General features: G+C 71.2%; 22 protein-coding genes. 7 read left to right on the forward strand and 15 right to left on the reverse strand.

Going from position 1 to position 25,543, the window contains the following annotated elements; all coding sequences use genetic code 11:
* Positions 1 to 156: 156 nt before the first annotated feature.
* The 3 genes from purS (at position 157) to RBR11_RS13785 (ending at position 1,904) form a co-directional block, all read left to right on the forward strand.
* Positions 157 to 405, forward strand: a complete 249-nt coding sequence (gene purS, locus RBR11_RS13775; protein ID WP_308489938.1) for a phosphoribosylformylglycinamidine synthase subunit PurS — start codon at positions 157 to 159, stop codon at positions 403 to 405.
* Positions 402 to 1,109 carry a phosphoribosylformylglycinamidine synthase subunit PurQ gene (gene purQ, locus RBR11_RS13780; RefSeq protein ID WP_308489939.1) on the forward strand — a complete coding sequence of 236 codons (708 nt, stop codon included), beginning with the start codon at positions 402 to 404 and terminating at the stop codon, positions 1,107 to 1,109. The genes purS and purQ overlap by 4 nt, the downstream gene beginning before the upstream one ends.
* 207 nt (positions 1,110 to 1,316) lie before the next feature.
* A complete protein-coding gene (locus RBR11_RS13785) occupies positions 1,317 to 1,904 on the forward strand; it encodes a dihydrofolate reductase family protein (RefSeq protein WP_308489940.1) in 588 nt (195 codons plus the stop codon).
* A 220-nt stretch (positions 1,905 to 2,124) separates the two neighbouring features.
* Here RBR11_RS13785 and RBR11_RS13790 read toward each other — a convergent pair whose 3' ends face one another.
* The 8 genes from RBR11_RS13790 to RBR11_RS13825 form a co-directional block, all read right to left on the reverse strand.
* Positions 2,125 to 2,553 (reverse strand): DUF1761 domain-containing protein, encoded by a 429-nt coding sequence (locus RBR11_RS13790; RefSeq protein ID WP_308489941.1) that lies wholly within the window; start codon positions 2,551 to 2,553, stop codon positions 2,125 to 2,127.
* Between the two features lie 166 nt (positions 2,554 to 2,719).
* Positions 2,720 to 3,160 (reverse strand): hypothetical protein, encoded by a 441-nt coding sequence (locus RBR11_RS13795; protein ID WP_308489942.1) that lies wholly within the window; start codon positions 3,158 to 3,160, stop codon positions 2,720 to 2,722.
* 62 nt (positions 3,161 to 3,222) lie between these two features.
* A complete protein-coding gene (locus tag RBR11_RS13800; RefSeq protein ID WP_308489943.1) occupies positions 3,223 to 4,752 on the reverse strand; it encodes an SDR family NAD(P)-dependent oxidoreductase in 1,530 nt (509 codons plus the stop codon).
* Positions 4,753 to 4,959: 207 nt separating this feature from the next.
* Positions 4,960 to 5,718 carry an SDR family NAD(P)-dependent oxidoreductase gene (locus tag RBR11_RS13805; RefSeq protein WP_308489944.1) on the reverse strand — a complete coding sequence of 253 codons (759 nt, stop codon included), beginning with the start codon at positions 5,716 to 5,718 and terminating at the stop codon, positions 4,960 to 4,962.
* Positions 5,719 to 5,766: 48 nt separating this feature from the next.
* Positions 5,767 to 7,050, reverse strand: coding sequence for an ATP-NAD kinase family protein (locus RBR11_RS13810; protein ID WP_308489945.1), 1,284 nt, complete (start codon positions 7,048 to 7,050; stop codon positions 5,767 to 5,769).
* A 4-nt stretch (positions 7,051 to 7,054) separates the two neighbouring features.
* Positions 7,055 to 8,695 carry an aminomethyl-transferring glycine dehydrogenase subunit GcvPB gene (gene gcvPB / locus RBR11_RS13815; RefSeq protein WP_308489946.1) on the reverse strand — a complete coding sequence of 547 codons (1,641 nt, stop codon included), beginning with the start codon at positions 8,693 to 8,695 and terminating at the stop codon, positions 7,055 to 7,057.
* Positions 8,692 to 10,080, reverse strand: a complete 1,389-nt coding sequence (gene gcvPA / locus RBR11_RS13820) for an aminomethyl-transferring glycine dehydrogenase subunit GcvPA (protein WP_308489947.1) — start codon at positions 10,078 to 10,080, stop codon at positions 8,692 to 8,694. Before gcvPA ends, gcvPB begins: the two co-directional genes overlap by 4 nt.
* Positions 10,081 to 10,106: 26 nt before the next feature.
* Positions 10,107 to 12,176 (reverse strand): beta-galactosidase, encoded by a 2,070-nt coding sequence (locus tag RBR11_RS13825; RefSeq protein ID WP_308489948.1) that lies wholly within the window; start codon positions 12,174 to 12,176, stop codon positions 10,107 to 10,109.
* 124 nt (positions 12,177 to 12,300) lie between these two features.
* Here RBR11_RS13825 and RBR11_RS13830 point away from each other — a divergent pair, with 124 nt between their 5' ends.
* Positions 12,301 to 12,957 (forward strand): GntR family transcriptional regulator, encoded by a 657-nt coding sequence (locus RBR11_RS13830; RefSeq protein WP_308489949.1) that lies wholly within the window; start codon positions 12,301 to 12,303, stop codon positions 12,955 to 12,957.
* A gap of 159 nt (positions 12,958 to 13,116) precedes the next feature.
* On the opposite strand, the gene RBR11_RS13835 is transcribed toward RBR11_RS13830, so the two are convergent.
* From RBR11_RS13835 to RBR11_RS13865, 7 genes are all read right to left on the reverse strand, one after another.
* Positions 13,117 to 14,025, reverse strand: coding sequence for a carbohydrate ABC transporter permease (locus tag RBR11_RS13835; protein ID WP_308489950.1), 909 nt, complete (start codon positions 14,023 to 14,025; stop codon positions 13,117 to 13,119).
* Positions 14,022 to 14,951 carry a carbohydrate ABC transporter permease gene (locus RBR11_RS13840; protein ID WP_308489951.1) on the reverse strand — a complete coding sequence of 310 codons (930 nt, stop codon included), beginning with the start codon at positions 14,949 to 14,951 and terminating at the stop codon, positions 14,022 to 14,024. The genes RBR11_RS13835 and RBR11_RS13840 overlap by 4 nt, the downstream gene beginning before the upstream one ends.
* Before the next feature lies 1 nt (position 14,952).
* Positions 14,953 to 16,275, reverse strand: coding sequence for an ABC transporter substrate-binding protein (locus RBR11_RS13845; protein WP_308489952.1), 1,323 nt, complete (start codon positions 16,273 to 16,275; stop codon positions 14,953 to 14,955).
* 208 nt (positions 16,276 to 16,483) lie between these two features.
* Positions 16,484 to 18,145 carry an amylo-alpha-1,6-glucosidase gene (locus RBR11_RS13850; protein ID WP_308489953.1) on the reverse strand — a complete coding sequence of 554 codons (1,662 nt, stop codon included), beginning with the start codon at positions 18,143 to 18,145 and terminating at the stop codon, positions 16,484 to 16,486.
* Positions 18,146 to 18,161: 16 nt separating this feature from the next.
* Positions 18,162 to 19,103 carry a carbohydrate ABC transporter permease gene (locus RBR11_RS13855; RefSeq protein WP_308489954.1) on the reverse strand — a complete coding sequence of 314 codons (942 nt, stop codon included), beginning with the start codon at positions 19,101 to 19,103 and terminating at the stop codon, positions 18,162 to 18,164.
* Positions 19,100 to 20,053: a carbohydrate ABC transporter permease gene (locus RBR11_RS13860; RefSeq protein WP_308489955.1), complete on the reverse strand. Its 954-nt coding sequence runs from the start codon at positions 20,051 to 20,053 to the stop codon at positions 19,100 to 19,102. Before RBR11_RS13860 ends, RBR11_RS13855 begins: the two co-directional genes overlap by 4 nt.
* 2 nt (positions 20,054 to 20,055) lie before the next feature.
* Complete coding sequence (locus RBR11_RS13865) at positions 20,056 to 21,363, reverse strand: ABC transporter substrate-binding protein (RefSeq protein ID WP_308489956.1); 1,308 nt, start codon at positions 21,361 to 21,363, stop codon at positions 20,056 to 20,058.
* 131 nt (positions 21,364 to 21,494) lie between these two features.
* Here RBR11_RS13865 and RBR11_RS13870 point away from each other — a divergent pair, with 131 nt between their 5' ends.
* The 3 genes from RBR11_RS13870 (at position 21,495) to RBR11_RS13880 (ending at position 25,418) form a co-directional block, all read left to right on the forward strand.
* Entirely contained in the window at positions 21,495 to 22,415 is a 921-nt protein-coding gene (locus RBR11_RS13870) for an NAD(P)-dependent oxidoreductase (protein WP_308489957.1), read from the forward strand.
* A 170-nt stretch (positions 22,416 to 22,585) separates the two neighbouring features.
* A complete protein-coding gene (locus RBR11_RS13875) occupies positions 22,586 to 23,755 on the forward strand; it encodes a P-loop NTPase family protein (RefSeq protein WP_308489958.1) in 1,170 nt (389 codons plus the stop codon).
* Positions 23,736 to 25,418, forward strand: a complete 1,683-nt coding sequence (locus RBR11_RS13880) for an ABC transporter ATP-binding protein (RefSeq protein WP_308489959.1) — start codon at positions 23,736 to 23,738, stop codon at positions 25,416 to 25,418. The genes RBR11_RS13875 and RBR11_RS13880 overlap by 20 nt, the downstream gene beginning before the upstream one ends.
* The last annotated feature ends 125 nt before the right edge of the window (positions 25,419 to 25,543 follow it).

Genomic DNA, 25,543 nt, shown 5'->3' on the forward strand with positions numbered 1-25,543 from the left:
CCCCCCCCCGTCTGGGGGTGGCGCCCCCCCCCCCCCCCGCCCCCGTTTTGGGGGGCGGGTCGCGACCAGCGAACAGGATCGGGAACCCGGCCGGACCGCGGATTTCCGCACGGTAGACTGGTGCCGCCCCCGCCCGCGCGACTTCCGGAGCCGTTCATGCCCACCATCGTCGTCGACGTCATGCCCAAGTCCGAACTGCTCGACCCGCAGGGGAAGGCCGTCTCGGGCGCCTTCGCCCGCACCGGCGTGACCGCGTTCAGCGACGTCCGCATCGGCAAGCGCTTCGAGCTCACCGTGGACGGCGAGGTCACCGCCGCCGTCCTGGCCGAGGCCCGCCGGGTCGCCGAAGAGGTCCTCTCCAACTCCGTGATCGAGGACGTCGTGGGCGTCGAGGTCGCGGAATGACGGTCCGGATCGGGGTCGTCACGTTCCCCGGATCCCTCGACGACCGCGACGCGCAGCGCGCCGTCCGCATCGCCGGGGCCGAGGCCGTCGCGCTCTGGCACGGCACGCATGACCTCGACGGCGTTGACGCGGTGATCCTGCCCGGCGGCTTCAGCTACGGCGACTACCTGCGCTCGGGCGCGATCGCGGCGCTGTCGCCGATCATGACCGAGGTCAAGGACGCCGCCGCCAAGGGCATGCCGATCCTCGGCATCTGCAACGGCTTCCAGATGCTCGTCGAGGCGCACCTGCTGCCGGGCGGCCTGATCCGCAACGACCATCAGCACTTCGTGCGCCGCGACCAGAAGCTCACGGTCGAGAACGCCGACACCGCCTGGACCAGCGCCTTCGAGCGGGGCCAGGAGATCACGATCCCGCTGAAGAACGGCGAGGGCGGCTACATCGCCGACGCGCCGACGCTCGAGCGGCTCGAGGGCGAGGGCCTCGTCGCCTTCCGCTACGCCGGGATCAACCCGAACGGATCCCTCAACGACATCGCAGGCCTCACCAACGCCGCGGGCAACGTGGTCGGCCTGATGCCGCACCCCGAGCATGCGACCGAGCCCGGCTTCGGCCCGGACACCCGCGTCGCGATGCGCAGCGGCGTCGACGGCCTCGGCTTCTTCGAGAGCGCGATCGCCGCGGTCGCCCGGGTCGCCGCGTAACCCCCACACCAACCTCTTCATCGACGCCCCCTCTGCACGTCGACGCCCCCTCTGGGCGACGTCGCTGCGAGGGGGCATCGACGTTGCGAGGGGGCGTCGGCGTTGGGACGGGACGGCACGGCCGACGTGCGACCCGCCCCGGATCCGTTGCGGGCCTCCCCCGCCCGGTCTAGCGTCGTTCTCGTTCGATGCGGAGCGGAGGATCGCATGGGCCGATTCGTGTACTGGATGAACGTGTCCCTCGATCTGCGGATCGAGGCCGCGCCCGGCGAGGACGGCAGCGGCGACTGGATGCGGATCGGCGAGCCGCTGCACAGCGAGTTCAACGCGCGGGCACGCGAGATGGCGCTCATGATCCAGGGGCGGCGCGTGTTCGAGATCATGGAGCGGTTCTGGCCCGCCGCGCGGGACGACGCCTCGCTCCCGGGATTCCTGCGGGAGTACGGCGCGATCTGGACCGATGCGCCGAAGATCCTCGTGTCGCGCACCCGCACCGAGGCGCCGTACAACACCCGGGTGATCGGCGAGGACGCGATCGCCCGCCTGTCCGAGGTCCGCGCCTCCACCGAGGGCGCGATCGGGGTCGGCGGAGCGACCCTCGCGACCGCGCTGCTGCACGCCGGCCTGCTCGACGAGCTGCTGCTGTTCACGCATCCGGTGATCCTCGGATCCGGTCGTGAGCTGTTCGACCCGCCCGCTCCTGGCGAGCCGGCGCATCGGGTGCAGCTGGACCTGCTCGAGCAGGCGGCGTTCGACGAGGGCGTCACGCTGCACCGTTATGCCGTGCGGCGGTGACGCCTCGAGTGCCGCTCGCGTGCGCCGGAATGCCGCCGCGCGAGTTTCGAACTCAGTCGGAGAACGCCGCTCCTGCCCGTGAGAGCCCCGACCCGGCCGGATCGACTGAGTCCGTCACCCCACGCCGTGCCGCTGAGTCACCACACCGGGCAGCGCGACGTGAGTCCGGGTATCGCACGGATCGGTACGCGCCTCACGCTCGGACTGCGAGTGCCGTGGCTCAGTGCAACGCCGGCGGCCACACCCCGATGAGCACGGCCATCACGATGACCGTGACGAGCTCGTGCGAGATGTTCAGCACGGTCAGCGAGCTCGGGCGGCCCTCGAACGCGTCGTGCGTGATGAACCGGGCCGCCGTGAAGCCGAGCCACAGCGTGATCGCGGTCACCAGGGCGGACAGGAAGAAGGACCGGCCGTAGAAGTGCCAGGCGATCGCGGACGCACCGGCGAGCACCCACGCCGTGAGGAAGCTCACGATCACGGTCGCGATGATCGCGAGGACGGGGTTGCCCGCGGGCTTGTCCAGATTCACGCCGGCGAGGCGGGCCCACCGGGCGCCGAGCACGCCGCGGGCGTACCAGATCGTTCCGACGACCATGCTCGACGCGGTCGCCAGCAGGACGGCCCAGTAGTTGATCTCGGGAATCATCGTGGTGCTCCTCTCCCCGCTCGCATCCGCGATCCGGTGCGCTCAGGGTACCGCCGGGGTGCCCCCGCAAGCGGCTTCTTCCGCCGAAACGGTGCGCGCCCGAGCCTCCGCCACGGCGAGGCACACTCGAGCATTCCCCTTTCGGGCGGGCCTCCCCGATGCGCCACTACTCGATGCGAGGCTGAGGACTCCCGACGGGATCGAGTCCGCGCGACGCGGCGACGTCGATGAATCTGGTCTTGCCGGTGAACTGCTCCTCCGGATCCGCGCGACGGGCCCGCCCCCAAGGCCCCATTTCGCTGGCGACCAGCAGCACGAGCAGCACGCCCAGCAGGAACGCGAGCCATCCCCGGCACCACGGACCGAGCGATCGGCCGCTCGGCACGAGGACCAAGCGGGTGCCGAACGCGAGCCCGCCCAGCGAGCGACCGCCGGCGCTGCACACGCCATAGCAGAAGGCGAACACCGGCCACACGATCGCTGCCGTGAGCAGCGCCGCTCTCGTGGCATCAAAGTGGACGCGCCATATCGCGACGAAGACGATCCCGGGCACCATCACGAGCAAGTCGATCCCCAGCACGCCGAGCACGCGCCAGTCGGAAGCCACGACGAGACGGGTGCCGTCGGTCAGCTCGACGGTCGCCCTCTTTCCGCGTGTCGATCCGCGACTCACCAGGGGCTGGCCTCGTAGTCCTTGAGGAACACACCGTGCACGTCCTCGCCGGCCTCGCCGCGCACGATCGGGTCGTACACGCGGGCGGCGCCGTCGACGAGGTCGAGCGGGGCGTGGAAGCCCTCCTCGGCCAGGCGGACCTTCGTGAAGTGCGGGCGCTCGTCGGTGATCCAGCCGGTGTCGACGGCGGTCATCAGGATCCCGTCGGTCTCCAGCATCTCGCCGGCGCTCGTGCGGGTGAGCATGTTCAGGGCGGCCTTCGCCATGTTCGTGTGCGGGTGGCCGGGGCCCTTGTACCGGCGGGAGAACTGGCCCTCCATCGCCGAGACGTTCACGATGTGCTTGCGCCGAGCCGGCGAGGCGGCCATCGCGGGGCGCAGCCGGCTGATGAGCAGGAACGGCGCGGTCGTGTTGCAGAGCTGCACCTCGAGCATCTCGAGCGGATCCACCTGATCCACGCTCTGCACCCAGCTGTTCACCCGGTTGACGTCCGGCACGAGCCCGCCCGCGTCGATCGCGGTGCCGTCCGCGTGCTTCGCGAGCGACGAGGATCCGGGGGCCATCGCGAGCCGTGCGAGCTCGTCAGCGGTGAGCGCCTGCCCGCCCTGCTCGGCGATCGTGCCTCCGAGGGACGCGATCGACAGCAGCGGGTGCGCGTCAACGGACGCCTGCAGCGCCTCGGGGTGCGGGTCGGCGGTGTGTCCGAAGGTCTCCATCTCGGGCAGGGGCCCCGCCGGCAGCGGCTGCAGCTCGGCGTCGACGAGCAGCGAGTAGGCGCCGGGCGAGCGGCGCACGGTCTGCGCGGCGTTGTTGATGAGGATGTCGAGGGGGCCTTGAGCTGCGACCGAGTCGGCGAGGCCGATCACCTGGGCCGGATCGCGCAGGTCGATGCCGACGACGCGCAGCCGGTGCAGCCAATCGGCCGAGTCGGGCAGGGCGGCGAAGCGGCGCACCGCGTCGCGCGGGAACCGCGTGGTGATGGTCGTGTGCGCGCCGTCGCGGAGCAGGCGCAGCGCGATGTGCATGCCGATCTTCGCGCGGCCGCCGGTGAGCAGCGCGCGCTTGCCGGTGAGGTCGGTGCGGGCGTTGCGCTTGCCGTGGCTGAACCGGGCGCAGTCCGGGCAGAGCTGGTGGTAGAAGGCGTCGACGACCGTGAACGGCTGCTTGCAGATGTAGCAGTTGCGCGGCTTCAGCAGCTCGCCGGCGATCGGGGCGTCGACGACGCTGCTTGCCAGATCCAGTCCCCGCGTCTCGTCGTCGATCCGGTCCGGGGCGCCCGTGGCGGTCGCGGCGATGACGGCGCGGTCCGCCGCGGCGATCGCATCGCGGATCTCGCGGCGGCGCACGCGCTTCGCGGCCTTGAACATCGCGGAGGTCGCGCGGCGCACCGTGATGAAGTCGGGGTGATCCTGGTCGATCTCGTGCAGGGCGGCGAGCACGCGGAGGGTGGTGGCGAGGTCGGCGGGATCGATGCCGGATCCGCCGGCGTCGCCGAGGTCGGGCTGGTCGGCGGGGCGGTCGGTCATTGGGCCGATTCTACGCGAGCGACCTGAACGGCCGCCGGTCCGGATCCCTGCCGCCCGGGGTCGTTGAGCGAGGACGCCGAAGGCGACCGAGACGAAACGCGGCGCTTCGGAGAGCTCGCGGGAAACCGCGTTTCGTCTCGCTCCTCGCTGCGCTCGGTGCTCGCTCAACGACCCCGAAGGGAGCAACCCCGAGGGGGAGGCGTCGGATCAGGCGATCCCGCCGCCGTCGACGACGAGGGCGGATCCGGTCACGTACGACGACTCGTCGCTCGCGAGCCAGACCACGGCGGCCGCGATCTCCTCGGGCTCGCCCATGCGGTTGAGGGGGCGGTCGGCGGCCTCGGCGAGGAAGCCGGCCTGGTCCTGGCCGAGCTGGCGTGCCTCGTCGCGGAGCATGCCGGTGTTCACGTCGCCCGGGTTGACCGAGTTGACCCGGATCCCCTGCGGGCCGTGGTCGATCGCGAGCGCGCGGGTCATGTTCACGACCGCGCCCTTCGAGGCGCAGTACGAGATCGCCTGACCGCCGCCCTTGAGGCCCCAGCCGGACCCCGTGTTGACGATGGATCCGCCGCCGTTCCCCGCCATGATCGGCACGACGTGCTTGCACATGAGGAAGATCGCGCGCACGTTCACGCCGAACACGCGGTCCCACTCCTCGACGCTGGTCTCGACCGCGGTGGTGCGGCGGATGATGCCGGCGTTGTTGAAGACGACGTCGACGCCGCCCAGGCCGTCGACGGTCGTGGCGACGACGCGCTCGATGTCGGCCTCGCTCGAGACGTCGGCGGCGATCGCGATCGCGGTGCCGCCCGCGGCGCGGATCTCCTGGGCCACGGCCTCGGCGGCGGCGGCGTTCAGGTCGACGACCGCGACCGCGGCGCCCTCGGCGGCGAAGGCGAGCGAGGTGGCGCGGCCGATGCCGCCGGCGCCGCCGGTGACGATGGCCTTCTTGTTCTGCAGACGCATGGTGGATTCCTTCGGGGATCGGGTGGAGGGGCTGAGGGATCGGTCGGGTCAGACCGAGAGGGATGCTTCGGGTGCGGCGACAGCGTAGAACGCGGTGGCCTCAGCGCCGGTGATGACGCGGACGTGTCCGGCGAGCGTCGCATCGAGCGCGGGATCGCCGGTGTCGACGAGGAGGGGCCGTCCGCCGAGATCGACGAGCTTCTGCTCGGGGGCGACGACGAGCAGCGGATCGTCGCCCAGCGCCCGGATCACCCGGGCGGACAACTGCTGGTTGCCGCGGCCGAGCAGGAAGCCCTGCCCGCCGATCACGGTGACGACGGCCTTCGCCGGACCGGCGGCGACCTGGTCGAGCAGGGTGCGCTCGTCGGCGCCGGCCGCGATCACCGCGCCGTCCAGCACGACGTCGACGCCGAGCGGCGTCTTCGCCACGCCGAGCTCGGCGGCGATCCGGGCGGTGGTGCCGCCCGGGCCGAGCAGGTAGCGCACGCCCGGGCGCATCGCGCCGACGGCCCCGCGCGCGGCGGACGCGACGGCGGCCTCCTCGGTCACCGGGGTCGGCGCCTTGCGCGCCTGGGTGCGGCCGAGACGCTGCGGGACGCGGAGGGTGCCGTAGAGCACGGGCTCGACACGGGCACGGCGCAGCGCCGCCTCGTCGACGTCGAGCACCTCGCGCTCGGCCGTGGGGACCGGATCCGATCCCAGCCAGTCGACCGCGAGGGATCCGGCCGCGACCGGGCTGACGGCGAAGACCGGGGAGTACATCTTGACGCCCGCGGGGATGCCGAGGACCACGATCCCGGTCGTCGAGCGCCCTTCGACAGGCTCAGGGACCGAGCGAGACGAAACGCGGTCGTCTGCGGGGCGCTGCGTTTCGTCTCGGTCGCCTTCGGCGGCCTCGCTCAACGACCCCGACGAGTCGACTGCCTCGCTCAACGACTCCGAAGAGAACGTGCAGGACGCCAGCCCGCGCACGGCGTCGCGCAGGGTGCCGTCACCGCCGACGACGAGCACGAGCGACGCCCCCGCGGCGGCGACCGCGGCGACCGCGGCGGCGGTGTCGTCGGCGGTCGTCGGCAGGCCCGGGGCGAAGACGACCGCCGGAACCAGCCCCGCCGCGGCGACCGCAGCTTCGCCCATGGGCCCCGCCGCCGTCAGGATCCGCTCCCCCGGATGCGAGCGGGCGATGATCGTCAGCGCCTGCACGGCGCGCTCGTGCGCCCGGGGGACGGAGCCGCGCTCCGCCGCCCGGGCCTGCACGGCCCCGCCGTCGGAGCCGGCGAGGCCCGCGGGCCCGCCGACTCCGGCGACAGGGTTGACGACCAGTCCGATCACGGGATCAGTGCCCCCACACGGCCGGGGCGGGCGCCGCGGTCGAGCCGGGCAGGCCGCTCGCGATCGCGCCGACAGGCTGCTCGCCGAAGTACTTCCGGCGGTAGGCGCGCCAGGTGATGGCCCAGCGCTCCGGGTCGTCCAGGTCGTCGTGGTGGGTGTGGTGCACGGTCTGGTTGTGCGGCGCGGTGCGCACGACCTCGGGCGTCTCCCGGGCCTCGCGGGCGACCTCGGCGAGCGCGGCGACGTACTCGTCGATCTCGGCCTTCGAGTACGACTCGGTCGGCTCGAGCGTGAACGGCTGCGGCACGACGTACGGGTGGTGGCTCGTCCAGTAGTGCATGCCGAAGTCGCTCAGGCGCACCCCGATCTCCTCCGACGAGATGCCGGTCTCCTGGAACAGCTCCTCCCACGAGTAGCGCACCTGCTCGATCCGGCGACGCCCGGTGGCGTACGGGGCCGAGGCCCCGGGGATGTCGGTGACCTTCTTCAGGAGGTAGTTGTTGTTCAGCACCGCGATCTCGGCGGCCGCGAGGAGGCCGTCGGCGCCGAGCGCCATGATCCACGAGTACGCGCGGACGAGGTTCGGGATCACGCCGTGGAACGGCGCGACGGATCCGATCGACTGCGCACCCGCCTCCGCGACGGAGAAGGATCCGTCATCCTCCCGCACGATCCGGGGACCGGGTAGGAACGGCGCGAGGGCGGCGCTGACGGCGTTCGCACCGCCGCCGGGGCCGCCGCACGCGTGCGGGGTGGAGAACGTCTTGTGCAGGTTGAAGTGGCAGACGTCGAAGCCGGCGTCCCGGGCACGGGTGATCCCGAGGATCCCGTTCGCGTTGGCCTGGTCGTAGGAGGCGAGGGCGCCGACGGCGTGCGCGGCGTCCACCCACTCCCGGATCGCCGGGTTGTAGATCCCGGTGTCCTCGGGGTTGGTGACCATGATCGCGGCGGTGCGCGGCGACAGCGCGGCCTTCAGCGCCGCCAGGTCCGGGTAGCCCTCGGCGTCCGGGAAGATCGTGATGACCTCGTACCCGGCGGCCTTGGCGGCGGCGGCGTTGGAGGGGTGGCTGAAGATCGTCGTGATCACCTCGCGGCGCTGCTCCCCCTCGCCGTTGGCCTCGTGGTACGCGCGGATCATCGCGATGTTCGACCAGATCGCGGCGGATCCGCCCTGGGTGTGCAGGGACACCTCGTCCATGCCGCTGATCTCCGCGAGCATCCGCTCCAGCCGCCAGACGATCTCGAGGACGCCCTGTGCGTCGGCCGGATCCTGCAGCGGGTGCATGTCGACCAGCTGCGGCACCGAGATGAGCTGGTCGTTGATCTTCGGCGAGTACTTCATGGTGCAGGTGCCCTGGCCGATGTCGACGTTGAAGTCGGCGCCGAGGTTCTCCTGCGACAGGCGCAGGTAGTGCTTGAGCACCCGCATCTGGCCCATCTCGGGCAGCTTCGGCGCGGCGACGCGGCGCAGCGACGCGGGCAGGTCAGCGACGACGTCGCCCACCTGGGCGCGCACGCCGTCCTCGAGCGGGCTGACCAGCACCCCGCGCTCGCCCGGGGTGGACAGCTCGAAGATGACCGGCTCGTCCCAGCGGGCCTGGTGGAAGCGGCGCAGTGCGGGCTTCGGGGCGACGGGAAGGCTCATCGGATCTGCTCCTCTGCAGAGGCGACCACGGGGGAGACGGCCGCGGCGAGCGCGACGGCGAGGCGGTCGATGTCGGACTGGCTGATGACCTCGGTGACGCACACCAGCAGGGTGCGTTCGCCGATGACGACGCCGGGCTCGATGCCCTGGGCGCGGAGGGCCGCGACGGCGTCGGCGGCCGGGATCGGGAGCTCGACGGCGAACTCGCGCAGGTGCACGGCCGCGTCGGCGAGGCGCACGCCGTCGATCGCCGCGAGCCGCTGCTGGGCGTACCGGGTGCGGGCGAGCAGCACCTCGCCGAGGTCGGCCATGCCCGCAGGGCCCATGAGTGCGAGGTACACGCCGGCGGCGATCCCCCAGAGCGCGGCGGCGGTGCCGACCCACTCCTTGCCCTGCTCGCGGTGCGCGAACGAGGTGCGGTCGTAGGCGACGTCGCCGAAGCCGTACTCGCCCTCGACGTCGGTCGTGGCGAGGCCGAACAGGCGCGAGGGCATCTCCATCACGAAGCGAGGCTCGTCGTGCACGGCGATGAAGCCGCCGTGCCCGCCGCCGAACCACTGGTGGATGCCCAGCGACTGGATGTCGCCCGTCACGATGTCGGCGCCGGCCGAGGCCGGGGTGGCGAGCACGCCGTAGCCGATCGGATCCGTGCCGACCACGACGACCGCGCCTGCCGCGTGCGCGGCGTCGGCGATCTCGCGGATCGCGGCCTCGACCGCTCCGGTCGCGCTCGGGGTCTCGATCCACACGGCGGCGACGTCGGCGCCCAGCGCGGCGCGCACGGCCTCGACGTCGGCCGTGCAGTCCACGGTCGGCACGGCGACGAGCTCGACGTGGGCGCGGACGTAATCGCGCACCTTGGAGAGCTTGGCGGGCAGCACGTCGCTCGCGACGAGGATCCGGGAGCGTCCGGTGAGCCGGCCGGACATCGTCAGGCCGGTCGCGGTGGCCTGGTAGCCGTCGTAGACCGGCACGTTCACGACGTCCATCTCGAGCAGCTCGGCCATGAGCGACTGGTACTGGAACAGCGCCTGGAAGCGGCCGTGGTCCTCGTACGGCTCGCCCGCGTAGGCGGTGAGGAACTCGCTGCGGTTGATGACCTCGTCGACGACGGCGGGGACGTAGTGGTTGTACGTGCCGGCGCCGAGGAAGCTCAGGCGCTCCTGCGTCGACCGGTTCTTCGCGAGCAGGCCCCGCACGTGCCGGGCCAGGTCCTGCTCGGCGACGAGCGGAGCCGGCAGGTCGAGCGGCCGGTCCAGCCGCAGGCCGTCGGGCACGTCGGCGTAGAACTCGTCCACGGACGCCGCGTCGACGGCGGCGAGCATGGCCGCGCGCGTCTCGGGCGCCGTGTTCGGGATGTAGGGGTGCACGAACGTCTGCGTCATGCTGTCTCCTTCGACGGGATGGGAGGTCAGGGGGTGGTCAGGGCCAGGAACGGGATCTCCGCGGATCGGGGTGCGGCGACGACGGCGACGCCGTACGCGCCGAGCGTCACGGTGCCCGCGACCTCGGATCCGGTGAGCAGATCCCGCCCCGGTACGGGCAGGGTGAACGCGACGGGATCCGCCGCGTGGTTGAGCAGGAAGGTGTAGTCGGTGCTCGCGTCGGCGCGGGTCACGGCCTCGGCGTCGACCGACACGTCGTCCCGGGCCGGCAGGCCGGCGGTGCGGACGATGTCGCGGAAGACGGCGACGAGGCCCTCGGGCTCGAGCATCGCGCTCACGTACCAGGCGGATCCTTCGCCGTGCGCGCGCCGCGTGACCGCCGGGCGGCCGGCGAGCACTCCGGAGGCGTACGCCCCGCGGATCTCGACGTCGGCGGCGGCCTCGATCCACTCGCTCCAGTGCGGCACGTCCAGCTGCTCGCCGGCGTAGGCGAGGCGCTCGACGAGGCCGTCGGCGATCGGCCACTGCTCGTCGACCTCGACGCCGAGCACGTCGCGGAGCGGGCCGGGGGCGCCGCCGTCGTGCACCTTCTCGGTCGCGTCGACGACGCCGGAGAACGGTCCGACGACGAGCGTGCCGCCACGGGCGACGAACGCGCGCAGGGCCGCGGCCTGCGGCTCCTCGAGCACATAGAGGTTCGGCACGGCGACGACGTCGTAGGCGTCGAACGGTCCGGTCACGCGCACCGCGTCGACGGGGTGCCCGAGCGTGTACAGGGCGCGGTGCCAGGCCCGGGCCTGTTGCGCCCACTGCAGCCGCTGCGAGGGCAGCGACTCGAGCGCGCTCGAGCCCCACCACGAGTCCCAGTCGACGACGAGCGCGACGCGGGATCGGACGCGGGTGCCGCGGACGGGCTCGAGCCGCTTCAGCTCCAGCCCGAGCGCCTTGGTCTCCTGGAAGCTCCGCGAACGCTCGCCGCGGTGGCCGAGCATCGACGAGTGGAACTTCTCCTGGCCGTACTTGGCCTGGCGCCACTGGAAGAACATGACCGCGTCGGATCCGTGCGCGACCGCCTGCAGGCTCTCCACCCGGATCTTGCCGGGCGCCTTGGGCACGTTGATGTCGCGCCAGCTCGTCGCGCTCGCGGACGACTCGAGCAGCAGCCAGGGCCGGCCGTCCTTGAGCGCCCGCATGAGGCCGTAGTTGAGCGCGGCCCCGACGTGCGAGGTGGGATCCATCGGGTCGGGGTAGGCGTCGTCGGTCACCACGTCCTCGCGCTCGGCGAAGCGCCAGTAGTCGAGGTCGCGGAACATGCTCATGAAGTTGGTCGTCACGGCGATGTCGGGGGTGATCTCGCGGAGCACGTCGATCTCGATCTGGAAGAGCTCGAGCATCGCGTCGGAGGAGAACCGCTCGAAGTCGAGGAGCTTGGTCGGGTTGACCGGCCCCGGCGCCTTCTTCGGCGTCTCGATGTGCTCCCACGAGGTGTAGCGCTGGCCCCACACGTTCACGCCCCACGCCTCGTTGAGGCCGTCGAGGTCGCCGTAGCGGTCCTTCAACCAGCGGCGGAAGTGCCGGGCGGACTCGGGGCACCAGCACCGCGACACGTGGTCGCCGTACTCGTTCGAGATGTGCCACATCGCCAGGCCAGGGTGCTCGCCGTAGCGCTCGGCGATCGCGCGGGTCATCCGGGCGACGTTCTCGCGCCAGATCGGCGAGGACGGGCAGTAGGTCTGCCGTGAGCCGAACTCCAGGCGGTGCCCGTCGGAGTCCCACGGCGCCATCTCCGGGTGCGCCCGCAGCAGCCACGACGGCGGGGTCGCGGTCGCGGTCGCGAGGTCGATGCGGATCCCCGCGTCGTGCAGCAGGTCGAGGATCCGGTCGAGCCAGCCCCAGTCGTAGACGCCGGGCTCGGGCTCGAGCTGCGGCCAGCTGAAGATCGGCAGGCTCACCATCGTGACGCCGGACTCCTGCATGAGCCGGATGTCCTCGCGCCACACGTCCTCGGACCACTGATCCGGGTTGTAGTCGCCGCCGAACGCGAGCGCGTCGATGCGGACGGAACGGATCCGGTCGCCGTCGCGGTGCTGGGTCACGCGGATTCCTCTCGACTTCGGGGGTGTACAGAAGCACTGTTCAATGTATTCTGTATACAGAACATTAGAGGCAATGATCACCCGGGTCAAGCCCTAAGCTGACCGCAGGGCCGAAGGGAAGAACATGGCGATCGAGCGAAAGAACCTCCGCTCGCAGGTGCGCGAGGAGCTCCTCGAGCGGATGCGCACCGGCCTGGTCAAGCCCGGTGAGAGCATCAACGAGGTGCAGCTCGCGGGCGAGCTCGGCGTGAGTCGCACGCCGCTGCGCGAGGCTCTGATCGCCCTGGAGTCCGAGGGGCAGATCACCAGCGAGAACGGCAAGGGGTTCCGGTTCGTGCCGCTCAGCGCCGGCGAGTTCGAGGATCTCGCGCCGGTCATGGCGAACCTGGAGAGCCTCGCGCTCGAGCTCAGCCCGCTCGACGAGCTGCAGCGGATCGGCGCCCGCCTGGTCGAGCTCGCCGACGCGTTCACCGAGGAGCACGTCGAGCACGGCCTCGTCATGACCAAGGACGACGAGTGGCACGCCCTCATGCTCTCGGCGTGCCCCAACAAGCGCCTGATCGACGTGATCGAGAGCGTGCGCGGCTCGTTCCACCGCTACGAGGCGCTGCTCGTCGCCGACGACGTCAAGGTCGACCGGGTCGCCGCCGAGCACGCGGCGATCGCGCACGCGCTCGCCGACGGCGACATCCCGAGCGCGATCGAGGCGCTCAAGGTGAACTGGCTGTACGGCATGCGCCGGATCCTGGACAACGCCTCCAGCGCATACTTCAGCGCCTGAGCCGCCGCCCTCGCCCACCGCCTACCCGCCTCCTGTCCACGCCCCCTGTCCGCGCCCTCTGTCCGCGAGACCGAACCTGCGTCGCGAGACCGTGCGTGAAATCCTCGGTCTCGCGATACGGGTTCGGTCTCGCGGGCATTGGTAGCGCCGCATGAACGGTCAGCCCTTGACCGCGCCGCCGAGCAGGCCCGCGACGAACTGCTTCTGGAAGACCAGGAACAGCACGAACAGCGGCAGCGTGGCCAGGAGGGACCCGAGCATGAGGCCGGAGTAGTCCACGTGGCTGAGCCCGATCATCGTGTTGAGCGCCACCGGCACCGTGTAGCGATCCTCGGAGTTCAGCATGAGCAGCGGCCAGATGAACGCGTTCCACTGGCTGATGAACGTGTAGATGATCAGCGCCGCGATCTGCGGGCGCGCGACCGGCAGCACGATCCGGTAGAACGTGCGCAGCTCGTTGGCGCCGTCGATCCGCGCCGCCTCGATGAGCGTCACCGGGAAGTCCAGGAAGCCCTGACGCATGAGGAAGATGCCGAACGCGTTCGCCAGGAACGGCACGATGAGCGCCTGGTAGGAGTCGATCCAGCCGGCGTTCGCCATCATCTGGAACAGCGGCACGAGCAGCACTTGCATCGGGATCATCATCGTGACGAGGATCGCGCCGAGCAGGATCCCGCGCCCGCGGAACCGGTAGGTCGCGAGGCCGTAGCCGCACATGATGCTCACGATCGAGCTGAACACCGTGTAGACCACGGCGACGAGCACGCTGTTGAGCATGACCTGCCCGAACCCGATCGACGCCTGCAGCCGGCCGAGGTTCTGCCAGAACTCGCCGCCCGGCAGCAGCGGCAGCGGGGTGACGAACAGGTCCGAGGTCGTGTGCGTCGACGCGATGACCATCCACAGGAACGGGACGACCGCGAGCACGCTCGCCCCGATCAGGGCGAGGTAGACCGGGCTGCGCAGCACGATCCGGCGCAGCAGCGGCTCTCGGATCCGGTGAGCCGGTATGCCGTCGCGGCGCGCCCGCCCGGTGACGACGAGCCGGGTGGTGAGGGATTCGGTCACGGCTTCTCCCTGAGGACGCGGAACTGGACGAGTGCGATGATCCCGGTGAGGATGACGAGCATCCACGCGATCGCCGACGCGTAGCCGAAGTCGAACTGCTGGAAGCCGACCTTGTAGAGGTAGAGGACCGGCGTGAGCGTGGCGTTGTTCGGCCCGCCGCCGGTGAGGATGAAGTTCTCGTCGAACAGCTGCAGCGCGCCGATCGTCGAGGTGACGATCGTGAAGATCAGCACCGGCCGCAGCTGCGGCACGACGATGTGGCGGAACGTCTGCCAGCGCCCGGCGCCGTCGATCCGCGCGGCCTCGTAGAGCTCGGCCGGGATCGCCTGGAGGCCCGCGAGGATGATGACCATGTTGTAGCCGGTCCAGCGCCAGGTGATCGAGGCGATCACCGCGACGCGCGCCCACCACTCGTTGTTGAGCCAGTCGATCGGGGCGGCGCCGAACAGCGCGAGCGCCTGGTTCAGCAGGCCGCCGTCGGTCGTCATGATCACGCGGAACACGACCGAGTAGGCCACCAGCGTCGTGATCGCCGGCAGGAACGTGAGCAGCCGGAACCCGGCGCGGAACCGCAGCCAGGCCTGGTTCAGCAGGTACGCCATCCCGACCGCGAGCGCGATCATGATCGGCACCTGCACGACGAGGATCAGCACGGCGTTGCCGAGGCTCTTCAGGATCATCGGATCGCGGAACAGCCGCGCGTACTGGTCGACCCCGGCGAAGGTGTTCTCGCCGCCGGATCCGCGGAAGAAGCTCTGCAGCAGCGACACCGCGAGCGGGTACGCGAAGAAGATCGCGAGCAGCGCCGCAGCCGGCAGGGCGAACCACAGGCCGGGGCGCTGGAGCCGGGCGGCGTAGCGACGCCCGATGCGCGAGGAGCCGCGGCGATCGACGCCGCGGCTCCCGGTGGTGCTGGCCGCACTCATGTCAGCCGGCGATCTTCCGGCCGGTCGAGGTCGCGATCTGCTGCGCGGCGTCGTCGAGGGCCTTCTTCGGGTCGGCCCCGTTCAGCACCGCAGCGCCGACGGCGTTCGCGACGGCGTCGCTCGCGGCGGACTGGTCGGACGTGAACGTGATCGACGGGATCTTCGGCGTGAGCTCGGCGAACGTTTGGAACGCCTTGTGCCCGCCGAAGTAGGGGTCGCCCTGCTGGAAGAAGCCGGACTTCAGCGCGGGCAGGTAGGCGGGGAAGAGCCCCTCCTTCTGCATCATGCTCGACTGGTTGTCGCCGTTCGCGAGCACGTACGACAGAAAGTCGGCGGCCAGCTGCGGATTCTTCGCCTGCGACGGGATCGCGAGTCCCGACCCGCCGTTGTTCGACGTGGGAGCGTCGCCCGCGGAGAACACGGGAAGGTCGCGCACGCCGTAGCTGCCGGACAGCTCCTTCGCCTCGCTCTCGAGCGTGCCGATCCACCACACCGCCTCGGCCGTGACGGCGGAGTCGCCGTCCTTGGCGCTCGTGACGCTCGCATCCCAGCCCTTGGCGTTCTTGATCAGGCCCTTCTGCTGCATGGTCTGCAGCAGCGTCAGGACCTTGACCGCCTGCGGGGAGTTGACCGTGATGTCGCCCTTGCTGTCGAAGAGCCCCTGGCCCTGCTGCTGCAGCAGCATCGAGAACGGGCCGCCGGCGGAGAGATCCGCGGTGAGCAGGGTCTTGCCGGTCTTGGCCTTGATGGTCTCGCCCGCCGCGACGAGGTCGTCCCAGGTCTTGACGGAGGACGGATCCACCCCCGCGGTCTGGAAGTAGTCGGTGCGGTAGTAGAGCCCGACGGTGCCGGAGTCCCACGGCGCCATCCGCAGCGCGCCGCCCTTGTCGGTGCCGGCGCTCCACTTGAACGGGTCGAAGTCGGCCTTGTGCGCGCCGAGCACCGGGGAGAGGTCGGTGAAACCCTTGGGGAACTTCGTGATGTAGCTCTGGTCGTGGTCGGTCTCGAGCGTGATCAGGTCGGGCAGCCCGGTGCCGGCCTGCAGGCCGACGGAGATCTTGTCGTAGGCGTTGTCGTAGCCGATGTCGACGACCTTGATCGTGGTGCCCTTGTGCGCCTTCTCGTAGTCGGCGCCGAGGCGCTTGAGCGCGGTCGCCGCGACGTCCCAGGACCAGATCGTGATCGTGCCGGTGGCGTTGCCGTCGGCCTTCAGGGCCTGGCCCCCGCCCGCCGCCGGGGCACCGCCGCCGAACGCGCATCCGGACAGGGCGACGGCCGCCGTCGCCGTGATCGCCGCCGCGAGAATCCCGCGTCGCTTCATCATGACCTCCTCGTCAGAATTGGATATTGCATACAGTACACGGATGTTTGCGATAACACCAGGGACCGTCTCCTGGTTCGCGCGCGCTCGAGCTCGCCCTGTTGCGCACGCCCCTGGCACGGGCGACGCCGGCGCCCCCTCTGAACGCCGAGGCCCCCTCATAGCGGCGGATCTGCGAGGGGGCTCCGGCGATCAGAGGGGGCAAGGACGTTCAGGCGCTGAGTGTGACCGCCAGGTCGATGAACAGCGCGGCGGACCAGCCGAACGCCGTCGTGGCGCGCGGCGCCTTCAGGCCCGTCCGCGGGTTGAAGTACTCGTGCGGGCCGCCGCCGTGGATCACGAGGCGGACGGTCCGCTCGCGCAGCGCGGTCGCGCGCTCGGGCCATCCGGAGCTGTCCAGCCCCTCGGCGATCAGCGCGCTCGTGTTGATCCAGATCGGTCCGCGCCACATCCTCTCGGCGGAGAAGTCGGGATCCGAGGCTGCGACCGTGGGCAGCCCCCACTCCAGCGCGTACCGCTCCGGATCGTCGAGAGCGTCGAGGAGGGCGTCGGCGACATCCGCGGGCAGTGTTCCGGTGCGCAGCGGCATGAGGCCGAGCACCGTGTCGCTCCAGATGCGCTCCCCCGCGCCGCGGGCGAGGAATCGGCGGGCGTCCGGATCCCAGAGCTGCTCGAGCAGGAGCGCGGCGGTGCGTTCGGCGCGCGCGCGATGCGGAGCGGTGTCGTACCCGGGCAGGTAGCGGTGCGCCAGCGCGGCGATCTCCCGGTCCTGCTGCACGAGGTACGCGGCGAGGTCGGGGGCGGCGGTCGGGATCGGCCCGTCGAAGACCGGGCTGTCGTCGAGGCCCGAAGAGTACGGGTGCCCGTACTCGGGCATGCCGTCGCGGTCGAGGTCGGATCCGCCCTGCTCGGGCCCGGCGAACCACCAGTCCTGCGAACGGATCACGCGCCGCAGCTGCTCGGCGGCCCACTCCGGCGCGTCCTCGACCTCGAGCACCTTGCGCAGCGCCCAGGCGGCGAGCGGGGGCTTGGTCAGCGGGACAGGGGCGGACGGATCCGCGACCTGGGATCCGGCGCGGCGCAGGTTCGCCCGGTCGGACTCGGGCAGGTCGTCGCTCGTCGCGAGGACGCCGCGCTCGTGCACGACGTCGGGCAGCTGCCCGTTCTCGCGCGGGAACCGGAAGGCGAGCTCGAGCTGCTCCCGGGCGAGCGCCGGGTCGCCGTGGCGCAGGCCGACGGCGATGAAGTACGCGTCCCACTGCCAGAGCCCGACGTAGCCGATCTTCGACGGGACGATCGCCCGCGCGCCTGCGAGCGCGGGCAGCTCGACGATGTTCGCGCCGAGCACCCACCAGCAGAACGCGGCCATGTCCTGCAGATCGGCGCGCACGCGCGGGCACTTCGCGAACCAGTCCGCCCAGAGCTCGCGCAGGGCGGCCTCCGCGGCGGCGTGCGTGCCCTCGTGCCGCCCGGACACCGTGGCGGTGCGGTCCGGAGCGACGTCGATGCGCAGGCCGGCGCCGATCGTGTGCACGGCCACGGATCCGTCCGGGCGCCGCAGCGAAACGGTCGCCGCCGGATCCCCGCCCAGACTCAGCGTGCCGAGCCCGTCGAACGTCAGCGTCACGGCGCCGAACGACACGCGGTGCGGCTGCACGTCGAGGATCGGGAGCACCCGGCCCTCCGCATCGTGCAGGACCACCTCGTCCAGCACGCGGCACTCTGCCAGCCCCCGCTCGTACTCGGAGGTGTGCACGCGCACGCCCTCCCCCTCGCGGAAGACGAGCAGACGCGAGCGCGGCATCGTGAACGGCGCCGTCGCGAGGTCCAGGTGGCGGCCCGCGGCCTCGGCGAGGTCGGTGGCGGTCGCCATCGGTGCGATGCTCACGTCAGCGCCCCCCGAGCCCGGACGCGGCCATGCTGTTCAGGATCCGCCGCTGCCCGATCACGAAGACGATGAGCATCGGCACGGTCGAGATCGCCGAGGCGGCCATCACGAGCCCGTAGTTGACGGATCCGAACTGCCCCTGGAACGCCGTGAGCAGCAGCGGCACGGTGAACAGATCAGGGGTGTTCAGCAGCACGAGCGGGAAGAGGAACGAGTTCCACACGCCGATCGCCGTGATGATGGCGAGCGCGGCGAGGCCGGGAGTCAGGTTCGGCAGGATGACGCTCCAGAAGATCCGCCACCGGCCCGCGCCGTCGACCAGCGCGGCCTCCTCCAGCTCCTTCGGCAGGGCGAGCACGAACTGACGCATGAGGAACACCGCGAACGGGTTCGCGATCATGCCGGGGACGATCAGCGCGAGGTGGGAGTCCACCCATCCGATCTGCGTCATCAGCAGATAGAACGGGATCAGCGTCACCTGCGCCGGGATCATCTGGGTCGCGAGGAAGACGATGAACAGCACCCGGGATCCGCGGAACCGGATCCGCGCGAACGCGTAGCCCGCCATCGAGGCGGTGATCAGGGTGCCGACGACGACGAGCACCGTGATGTAGGCGCTGTTCAGATACGCCTGCGCGAACGGGACCGCCTGCCAGGCCTTGACGTAGTTGTCGAGCGTCGCGGGGCTCGGCAGCAGCGAGAGCGGATCCTTCAGCAGCTGCGGGAGCGTCTTGAGCGACGTCAGCAGCATCCAGATGAAGGGGAAGACCATCCCGATGCCGGCGAGGATCAGCACGGTGTGCAGCAGCACGGTGCCGGCGCTGCGGCGCGCGCGCCCCGCGGGCCTCGGGCGGAAGCGCCGGCCGGGCGCGACGAGCGCGACGGTGGAGCTGGTGGCGGGCGCGATGTCGCCCCGGGTGATGCTGGGAGTCTCGATGCTCATGCGGGATCGTCCTCGTAGTGCACGAACTTCTTCTGAGCGGCGAACTGGATCGCCGTGATGACGAGCGTCAGCAGGAGCAGGATGATGCTCGCGGCACTGGAGAGGCCGAACTTGAAGTCCCGCATGCCGAGCTCGTAGATGTGGTACACGATCGTGCGGGTGGCGTTGTCCGGCCCGCCCTTGGCGACGAGCACGTACACCGTGTCGAACGTCTGCAGGGACGAGATGAAGGCGATCACCGAGGAGAAGAACACGATCGGCGACAGCAGCGGCAGGCGGATCGCGGTGAAGAGCCGCCAGGCGCCGGCGCCGTCGATCCGCGCGGCCTCGATGACCGCGGGCGAGATGTTCTGCAGACCGGCGAGGAAGATCACGACGTTCAGTCCGAGCGACGACCAGATCGTGACGATGCACACGGCGATCAGCGCGAGGCGCGGATCCTGCAGCCAGTCCGGAGGCGCGATCCCGAAGGTCTTCGAGATCGCGGCCGAGAGCATCCCGTCGCCGCGGAAGATCTGCTGCCAGATCATCGCCACCGCGACGGTCGAGGTCACGACGGGGGCGAAGAAGAGCACGAGGTAGAGGGTGCGGGTCTTCAGCCGCTCGAGGGCGACGGCGATGACCACCGCCAGCCCGAGCCCGATGGGCACTGTGATGAGGGCGATCAGGAGAGTGTTGAGGATCGCCCGGCCGAACAGCGGATCGGACACCTCCTTGCCGAAGTTGTCCAGTCCGACCCAGGTGAGCGCGCCGAGCCCGTCCCACTTCGCGAACGCGAGGACGAGGCTGGCGGTGAACGGCAGGAGCACGAACAGCCCCATGCCGATCAGCTGCGGGCCCACGAAGAGGTAGCCCCACCGTCGGTCCCTCCGCCGCCATGCGGCTTCCTTCCGCAGCGCGGGCGCCGTCGAGGACGACGGCACCCGCGCTTCGATGCTCGGCGCGCTCACGGTCAGTTCGCGCCGTTCTTGACCAGTTTGGCCGTCGCGGCGAGCGTGGCCTTGGCGTCCTGCTTGCCCTGGTAGAGCTTCATGAACTCGTCGCTGATGCCGGTCGACACACCGGGCACGCGGGCCTCGGGCGCGTAGTCCTCGAAGCCGACGTCGCGCATGTCGAGGAAGGTCTGCGCGTGCGCGGGGTAGTCACCCTCGAGGACGACCTTGTCGGCGCCCTTGATCGACGGCACGGCGTTGCCCGCGCCCTGCAGGCGGAACGTCTGCCCCTCGGCGGAGAGGAACTCGGTCCAGAACGTGAACGCGGCGTCCTTCACCTTGGTGCGGGCGTTGATGGCGAGGTACGAGGTCGCGACACCGGTCGGCGCGGCCTTGCCGCTGGCGGTCGGCCACGGCGCGATGTCGTAGTCCTGCTTGTCGCCCGCGGCCTCGATGGTCGCGATGGTGTAGCGGCCCTGGACGTAGAAGCCGGCCTTGTGGGCGACGAAGACGCTGTCGGATCCCGCTCCCTTGGGCATGTTGTCCGCCGCCACGAACGTGCCGTCCTGGAACAGGGAGCCGAGCTGGGCGACCGCCTTCTCGGCGGCGGGGTCCTGGCCCGCGGTGAAGTCGCCCTTGCCGTCGTACGGAGCCTTGACGCCCTGAGCGTTCAGCCAGCTCCAGTGCGTCGACCAGTAGTTCCAGTACATGCTGCCGATGAGGCCGGCGTCCTTGAGCTTCTTGTTCATGTCGAGGAAGGTCGCCGTCGTCCACTTGCCTTCCTTGGCGAGCGTGGCCGGGTCATCGGTGATTCCCGCGGCCTTGAGGGCCTGCTTGTCGTACCAGAACACGTCGGGGTTGGAGTCGTTCGGAGCGGCGAAGAGGTCGTCGCCCTTCTGCGCGGCGCCGAACAGGCCGGGGTAGAAGTCGCTCGGCTTGGTCTTGCTCGCCGAGCTCTCCATCAGCGGCTTCATCGACATCAGGCGACCGGAGTCGACGAACTGGCCGATCTTGTCGTCGCCGACGTAGAACACATCCGGAGCCGTGTTGCTGGTCAGCTGCGCGAGGAGCTTCGAGTGGTAGTCGTCGTATCCGGCGACGGGCTGCAGCTTGACCGTGATGTTCGGGTGCTTCTTCATGAACTCCTTGTCGAAGTCCTGATAGCGCTTGAGCTCGTCGGCGCTGCCCCAGGTCGACCAGACCACGGTGGCCTTGCCGTCAGCTGCTGCTGCACCTCCTCCGCCGCTGCATGCCGCGAGGCCGAGGGTGAGGGCGCCGGCCGCAGCGAGCGCGAGGGAGCGCGTGATGCGGGTGTGGGAGCGAGACATGTCGCCACCTCTTTCGTCGTTGGAAGGGCTCGATCGGGTTCGGGAGAAACGCACTTCGTATTCTGTATACAGAACGCAGATCTGTCAATCCTGATCTGCCGCGGAGCCTCCTCGCGCCCTACTCTCGAGGAGTGAGCCTCCTCGTCACCGTCCCCACCGCCGAACTCGCCGCCGACCTGCTGCCGCTGCCCGAGGGCGTGCACGTGCAGGTCTGGGACATGGCGACCCCGCCCCCGGCGGAGCGCATCGACATCGTCGTCCCCTCGTACCTCGGCCGGCAGCACCTGTCGTCGCTCGCGAACATCAGCGTCGGCCTCGTGCAGGGGCAGATGATCGGGTACGAGACGATCATCGACCGGGTGCCCGCCGGGATCCCGTTCGCGAACGCCGCGAGCGTGCACGAGACCGGGACCGCCGAGCTCGCCGTGGGGCTCGTGATCGCCGCACAGCGCGAGCTGCCGCGGTTCGTGCGTGCGCAGGACGCCGGCGTCTGGGACCGCGGCTTCACCTCGTGCGTCGCTGACCGCCGCGTGCTGCTCGTCGGCCTCGGCGGCGTGGGCCGCGGGATCGCCCGGCGGCTGGGCGGCTTCGAGGCGTCCATCACGGCCGTCGCGCAGAGCGCCCGCACCGAGACCGTGGAGGGCGTCGGCGAGATCGCCGTGCACCCGCTCTCGGCCCTGCCCGCGCTGCTGCCCGAGGCGGAGATCGTGATCGTCTCCCTGCCGGGCGGATCCGAGACGCACCGGCTCTTCGACGCCGCGATGCTCGCCCGCATGCCCGACGACGCTCTGCTCGTGAACGTCGGCCGCGGCACCGTGGTCGACACCGAGGCGCTGGTGGCGGAGGGCGGGCGGATCCGCGCCGCGCTCGACGTCATGGATCCGGAGCCGCTCCCCGAGGGGCACCCCCTCTGGACGATGCCCGGCGTGCTGTTCACCCCGCACATCGGCGGCGCCTCGGCCGCGATGCACCCCCGCATCGCCGCTCTGATCCGCACCCAGATCGACCGCATGCTGGCCGGCGAACCCCCGCTGAACGTTATCCCGCGCTAAGACTTCGCTCAGCCCAGTCACAGCCTGCTCTCGGTGAACACTTAGAAATATCAGCATTTCCGTCCAGAAACGCCGGTCCGCCGCCCACCATACTGAGATGCCGCTTCCGGTACCTGGCGAGAAGAGACCGTGCTCCGCCAGGAGATCCTGCCCTCCCTCCAAGGACGCCGATGCCTCTCACCTCCCTCCCCACCCCGACTGCGGACAGCGACGCCGCATCGTTCGCACACCCCGCCGGAGCGCACGAGGAGATCAGCGCGCAGCGCCTGCGTGCGGCGAAGCCCGCGTACACCACCCGGTTCCTCGCGCAGGAGCTGGCACGGGACGCCGACGGCTACACCCTCGTCCGCGGCGACGCGGTGGCGCCGCGACCGGGCGACATCGTCCTGGCGGCCGTCACGAAGATCGGCCATCACACCGGCATCGAGCTGCCCGGCGGCCGCAAGTCCCTGTTGCATGTCGGCGACGAGGTCCTCGTCGCCTACGGCAACCGCTACGCGCCCGACCAGTTCGAGGCCGAGGTGCCGGCCGACCTGGGGCCGGCGCACCTCGTCGCGGCCGGAGGGATCGCATCGCGCGCCCTGTCGCGGCACAGCGCGATCAAGGAGGCCACCCAGCTGCGACCGGTCGGTCTGCTCGCGCGGGCGGGCGCCGTCCTGCGCCTCGGCGACTTCGCCCCTCTCACCATCGACGTCGGCGCACCGACCCCGGTCACCCCGCGCAGGCCCGCAGTGGTGGCGGTGCTGGGAACGTCGATGAACTCGGGGAAGACGACCTCGGCGGCCGCCCTCGTGCGCGGCATCTCCGCGGCCGGGTACCGCGTGGCGGCATGCAAGGCCACCGGGACCGGCGCCGGGGGCGACCCAGGACAGTTCACCGACTCGGGCGCCGCGCGCGTGCTCGACTTCACGGATTTCGGATGCCCGTCCACCTACCTGCTCGACCACGGGACCGTGCGGGACCTGTTCGCGTCGATGCTCGCGGCGGCGGGCGCACCGCTGCCGACCGGGGACCCGATCGACGTCGTCGTCGTCGAGATCGCGGACGGCCTGTTCCAGCGCGAGACGGCAGCCCTCGTGGCGGACGCCGTCTTCGCGCGGCACGTGCACCACGTCGTGTTCGCCTCGGGCGACGCGATGGGCGCGGTCGGCGGCGTCGCCCGCCTGGAAGCGGCGGGCCGGACCGCGGCCCTCCTGACGGGTCGGATGACGATGTCCCCGCTGGCGACGGCCGAGGCGCGGGCCGCGCTGAGCCTCCCCGTCCTCACGGTGCAGGAGATCGCCACCGCCGAGGTGGTCCGGCATCTCCCGGCGCTCGCCGATGTCCGCGTCGCCAGCTGACACCGGTGCGACCGGGTCGCTGCCCGCGCTGTGGCGCGGCCGCCGACGCCGGTACCTGGTCGCCCTCGTCGCGAGCGGCCTCGCCCAGGCGCTGCTGGCGGGCACCGGCGCGCACGTGATCCGCACCGCCCTGGAGCGGTACCAGAAGGGCGCACCGGCCGCGGCCGGGCCCGCCCCGGCCGTCTGGACGCTGTTCGGTCTGCTCATCGCGGCGCTGCTGCTGGTCGGCGTGCTGCAGTACGGGGTGCGGGTGTGGTCCGAGCTGCTCAGCCAGGACTACGTGCACGACATCCGGATCGGGCTGATGCGCCGCAACCTGACGGCGGGGCTCACCAGTTCGCTGGGAGTCTCCGTGACGCGCCTGTCCAACGACCTCACCTCGATCCGGAACTGGATCACGCTCGGCATCGTGCCGGTGCTCGTGGGCGTGCCGCTGATCGTGGGGACCTGTGCGATCGTCGTCGTACTGGACCCCGCCTACCTGCTCAGCATCGGCGTGCCCCTGGCCCTGCTGCTGGGCGCGCTCGCCCTGCTGGCCGAACCGCTGTTCCGGCGGACCATGGAGCTGCGCCGGAGCAGAGGCCGGCTGTCCGCGCACCTGGGGGACATGCTGCTCGCGACGCCGTCGATCCGCTCCGGCGGGGGGATCCGACGGGAGCTGAAGCGCGCGGGGCGGTATTCGGACGCGATGGTCGAGGCGGCCGTGCGCCGGGCACGGTTCTCCGGGCTGGTGCGCGGCAGCACGATCACCACGACCGGGCTGATCACCGCGTTCACGGTCGGCGCCGGCCTGCTGTGGTCCATCCCCGCCTCGACCACAGCCGCCGCGCTGACGCTGATCGGCTTCCTCGTCGCGCCCGTCCACGACCTGGGACGCGCCGTCGAGTACCGCCAGATGTACCGGGCGGCGCAGCGCATGGTCGGCCCCGCGACGCTGCTGCCCGCCGAGCCGGAGCGACCCCGGCGACCGGACGACGCCCCCCGGCGGCGGACCGGAGTGCCCTCGGCCGCCCCCGCCGGGGTGTTCGCCGCCCCCCGGAGCACGTCCGACGGCACGGCGATCCCGGGGCTCGCCGCCGCGCCCGGCGACCGCATCGTCGCGGACTTCGGCAGCCGTTCGACCACCGCGCAGGTGCTGTCGCAGTTCGCCGGGCTCGCCACGGCGACGGAGGCGATCCTCGTGGACGGGACGGATCTGCGCGCCGCCGGCGACGACCGGCTGCGCCGCATCGTGGGATACGCAGCCCAGGGCATGCTGCTCGGCAGACTGACGATCCTGACCGCGGTGCGCTATCGCAGCCCCGCGGCGACCGACGCCGACGCACGAGCGGCGCTGCAGCGGGTGGGCCTGGGCGAGCGGGTCGACCGTCTCGCCAAGGGCGACCAGACCGTGCTGCGCCACGGCGGCGATCCGCTCACGGTCCCGGAGCGCGCGCGGCTCCTGCTCGCGCGCGCCCTGATGGAGAGCCCCGCCCTGCTCGTGCTCGACCATCTCGACGCCGACCTCGACCCGGCCGGACGGATCCGGCTGCGCGAGCTGCTGGCGGACTATCCCGGTGTCGTCCTGTACGCCGGCGAGCACGGCGACGACGTCTTCGCGGTGAGCCGTCCGTGGCAGGCCGCGGAGGCGACCTCCCGCCGCGTCCGGCACCGTCCGGCCTGAGCGCCCGGCCCACGCGCCCGCGATCGGCCGCGTCGGGGGACGGGGCTCGGTGGATCGGGATCCGGATCGGGATCCGGATCGGGATCGAACCGATTCGATCCGCGGGATTCCGGGAACACCGGCCC

This window comes from Microbacterium capsulatum (assembly GCF_030865425.1).
Taxonomy (GTDB): Bacteria; Actinomycetota; Actinomycetes; order Actinomycetales; family Microbacteriaceae; genus Microbacterium; species Microbacterium capsulatum.

Coding starts and splice junctions, on each gene's coding strand:
- RBR11_RS13785 (WP_308489940.1), top strand. CDS start 1,317: ATGGGCCGATTCGTGTACTGGATGAACGTGTCCCTCGATCTGCGGATC.
- RBR11_RS13865 (WP_308489956.1), bottom strand. CDS start 21,363: ATGTCTCGCTCCCACACCCGCATCACGCGCTCCCTCGCGCTCGCTGCG.
- purQ (WP_308489939.1), top strand. CDS start 402: ATGACGGTCCGGATCGGGGTCGTCACGTTCCCCGGATCCCTCGACGAC.
- RBR11_RS13805 (WP_308489944.1), bottom strand. CDS start 5,718: ATGCGTCTGCAGAACAAGAAGGCCATCGTCACCGGCGGCGCCGGCGGC.
- RBR11_RS13830 (WP_308489949.1), top strand. CDS start 12,301: ATGGCGATCGAGCGAAAGAACCTCCGCTCGCAGGTGCGCGAGGAGCTC.
- RBR11_RS13855 (WP_308489954.1), bottom strand. CDS start 19,103: ATGAGCATCGAGACTCCCAGCATCACCCGGGGCGACATCGCGCCCGCC.
- RBR11_RS13875 (WP_308489958.1), top strand. CDS start 22,586: ATGCCTCTCACCTCCCTCCCCACCCCGACTGCGGACAGCGACGCCGCA.
- RBR11_RS13845 (WP_308489952.1), bottom strand. CDS start 16,275: ATGATGAAGCGACGCGGGATTCTCGCGGCGGCGATCACGGCGACGGCG.
- gcvPB (WP_308489946.1), bottom strand. CDS start 8,695: ATGAGCCTTCCCGTCGCCCCGAAGCCCGCACTGCGCCGCTTCCACCAG.
- purS (WP_308489938.1), top strand. CDS start 157: ATGCCCACCATCGTCGTCGACGTCATGCCCAAGTCCGAACTGCTCGAC.
- RBR11_RS13840 (WP_308489951.1), bottom strand. CDS start 14,951: ATGAGTGCGGCCAGCACCACCGGGAGCCGCGGCGTCGATCGCCGCGGC.
- RBR11_RS13790 (WP_308489941.1), bottom strand. CDS start 2,553: ATGATTCCCGAGATCAACTACTGGGCCGTCCTGCTGGCGACCGCGTCG.
- RBR11_RS13800 (WP_308489943.1), bottom strand. CDS start 4,752: ATGACCGACCGCCCCGCCGACCAGCCCGACCTCGGCGACGCCGGCGGA.
- RBR11_RS13880 (WP_308489959.1), top strand. CDS start 23,736: ATGTCCGCGTCGCCAGCTGACACCGGTGCGACCGGGTCGCTGCCCGCG.
- RBR11_RS13850 (WP_308489953.1), bottom strand. CDS start 18,145: ATGGCGACCGCCACCGACCTCGCCGAGGCCGCGGGCCGCCACCTGGAC.
- gcvPA (WP_308489947.1), bottom strand. CDS start 10,080: ATGACGCAGACGTTCGTGCACCCCTACATCCCGAACACGGCGCCCGAG.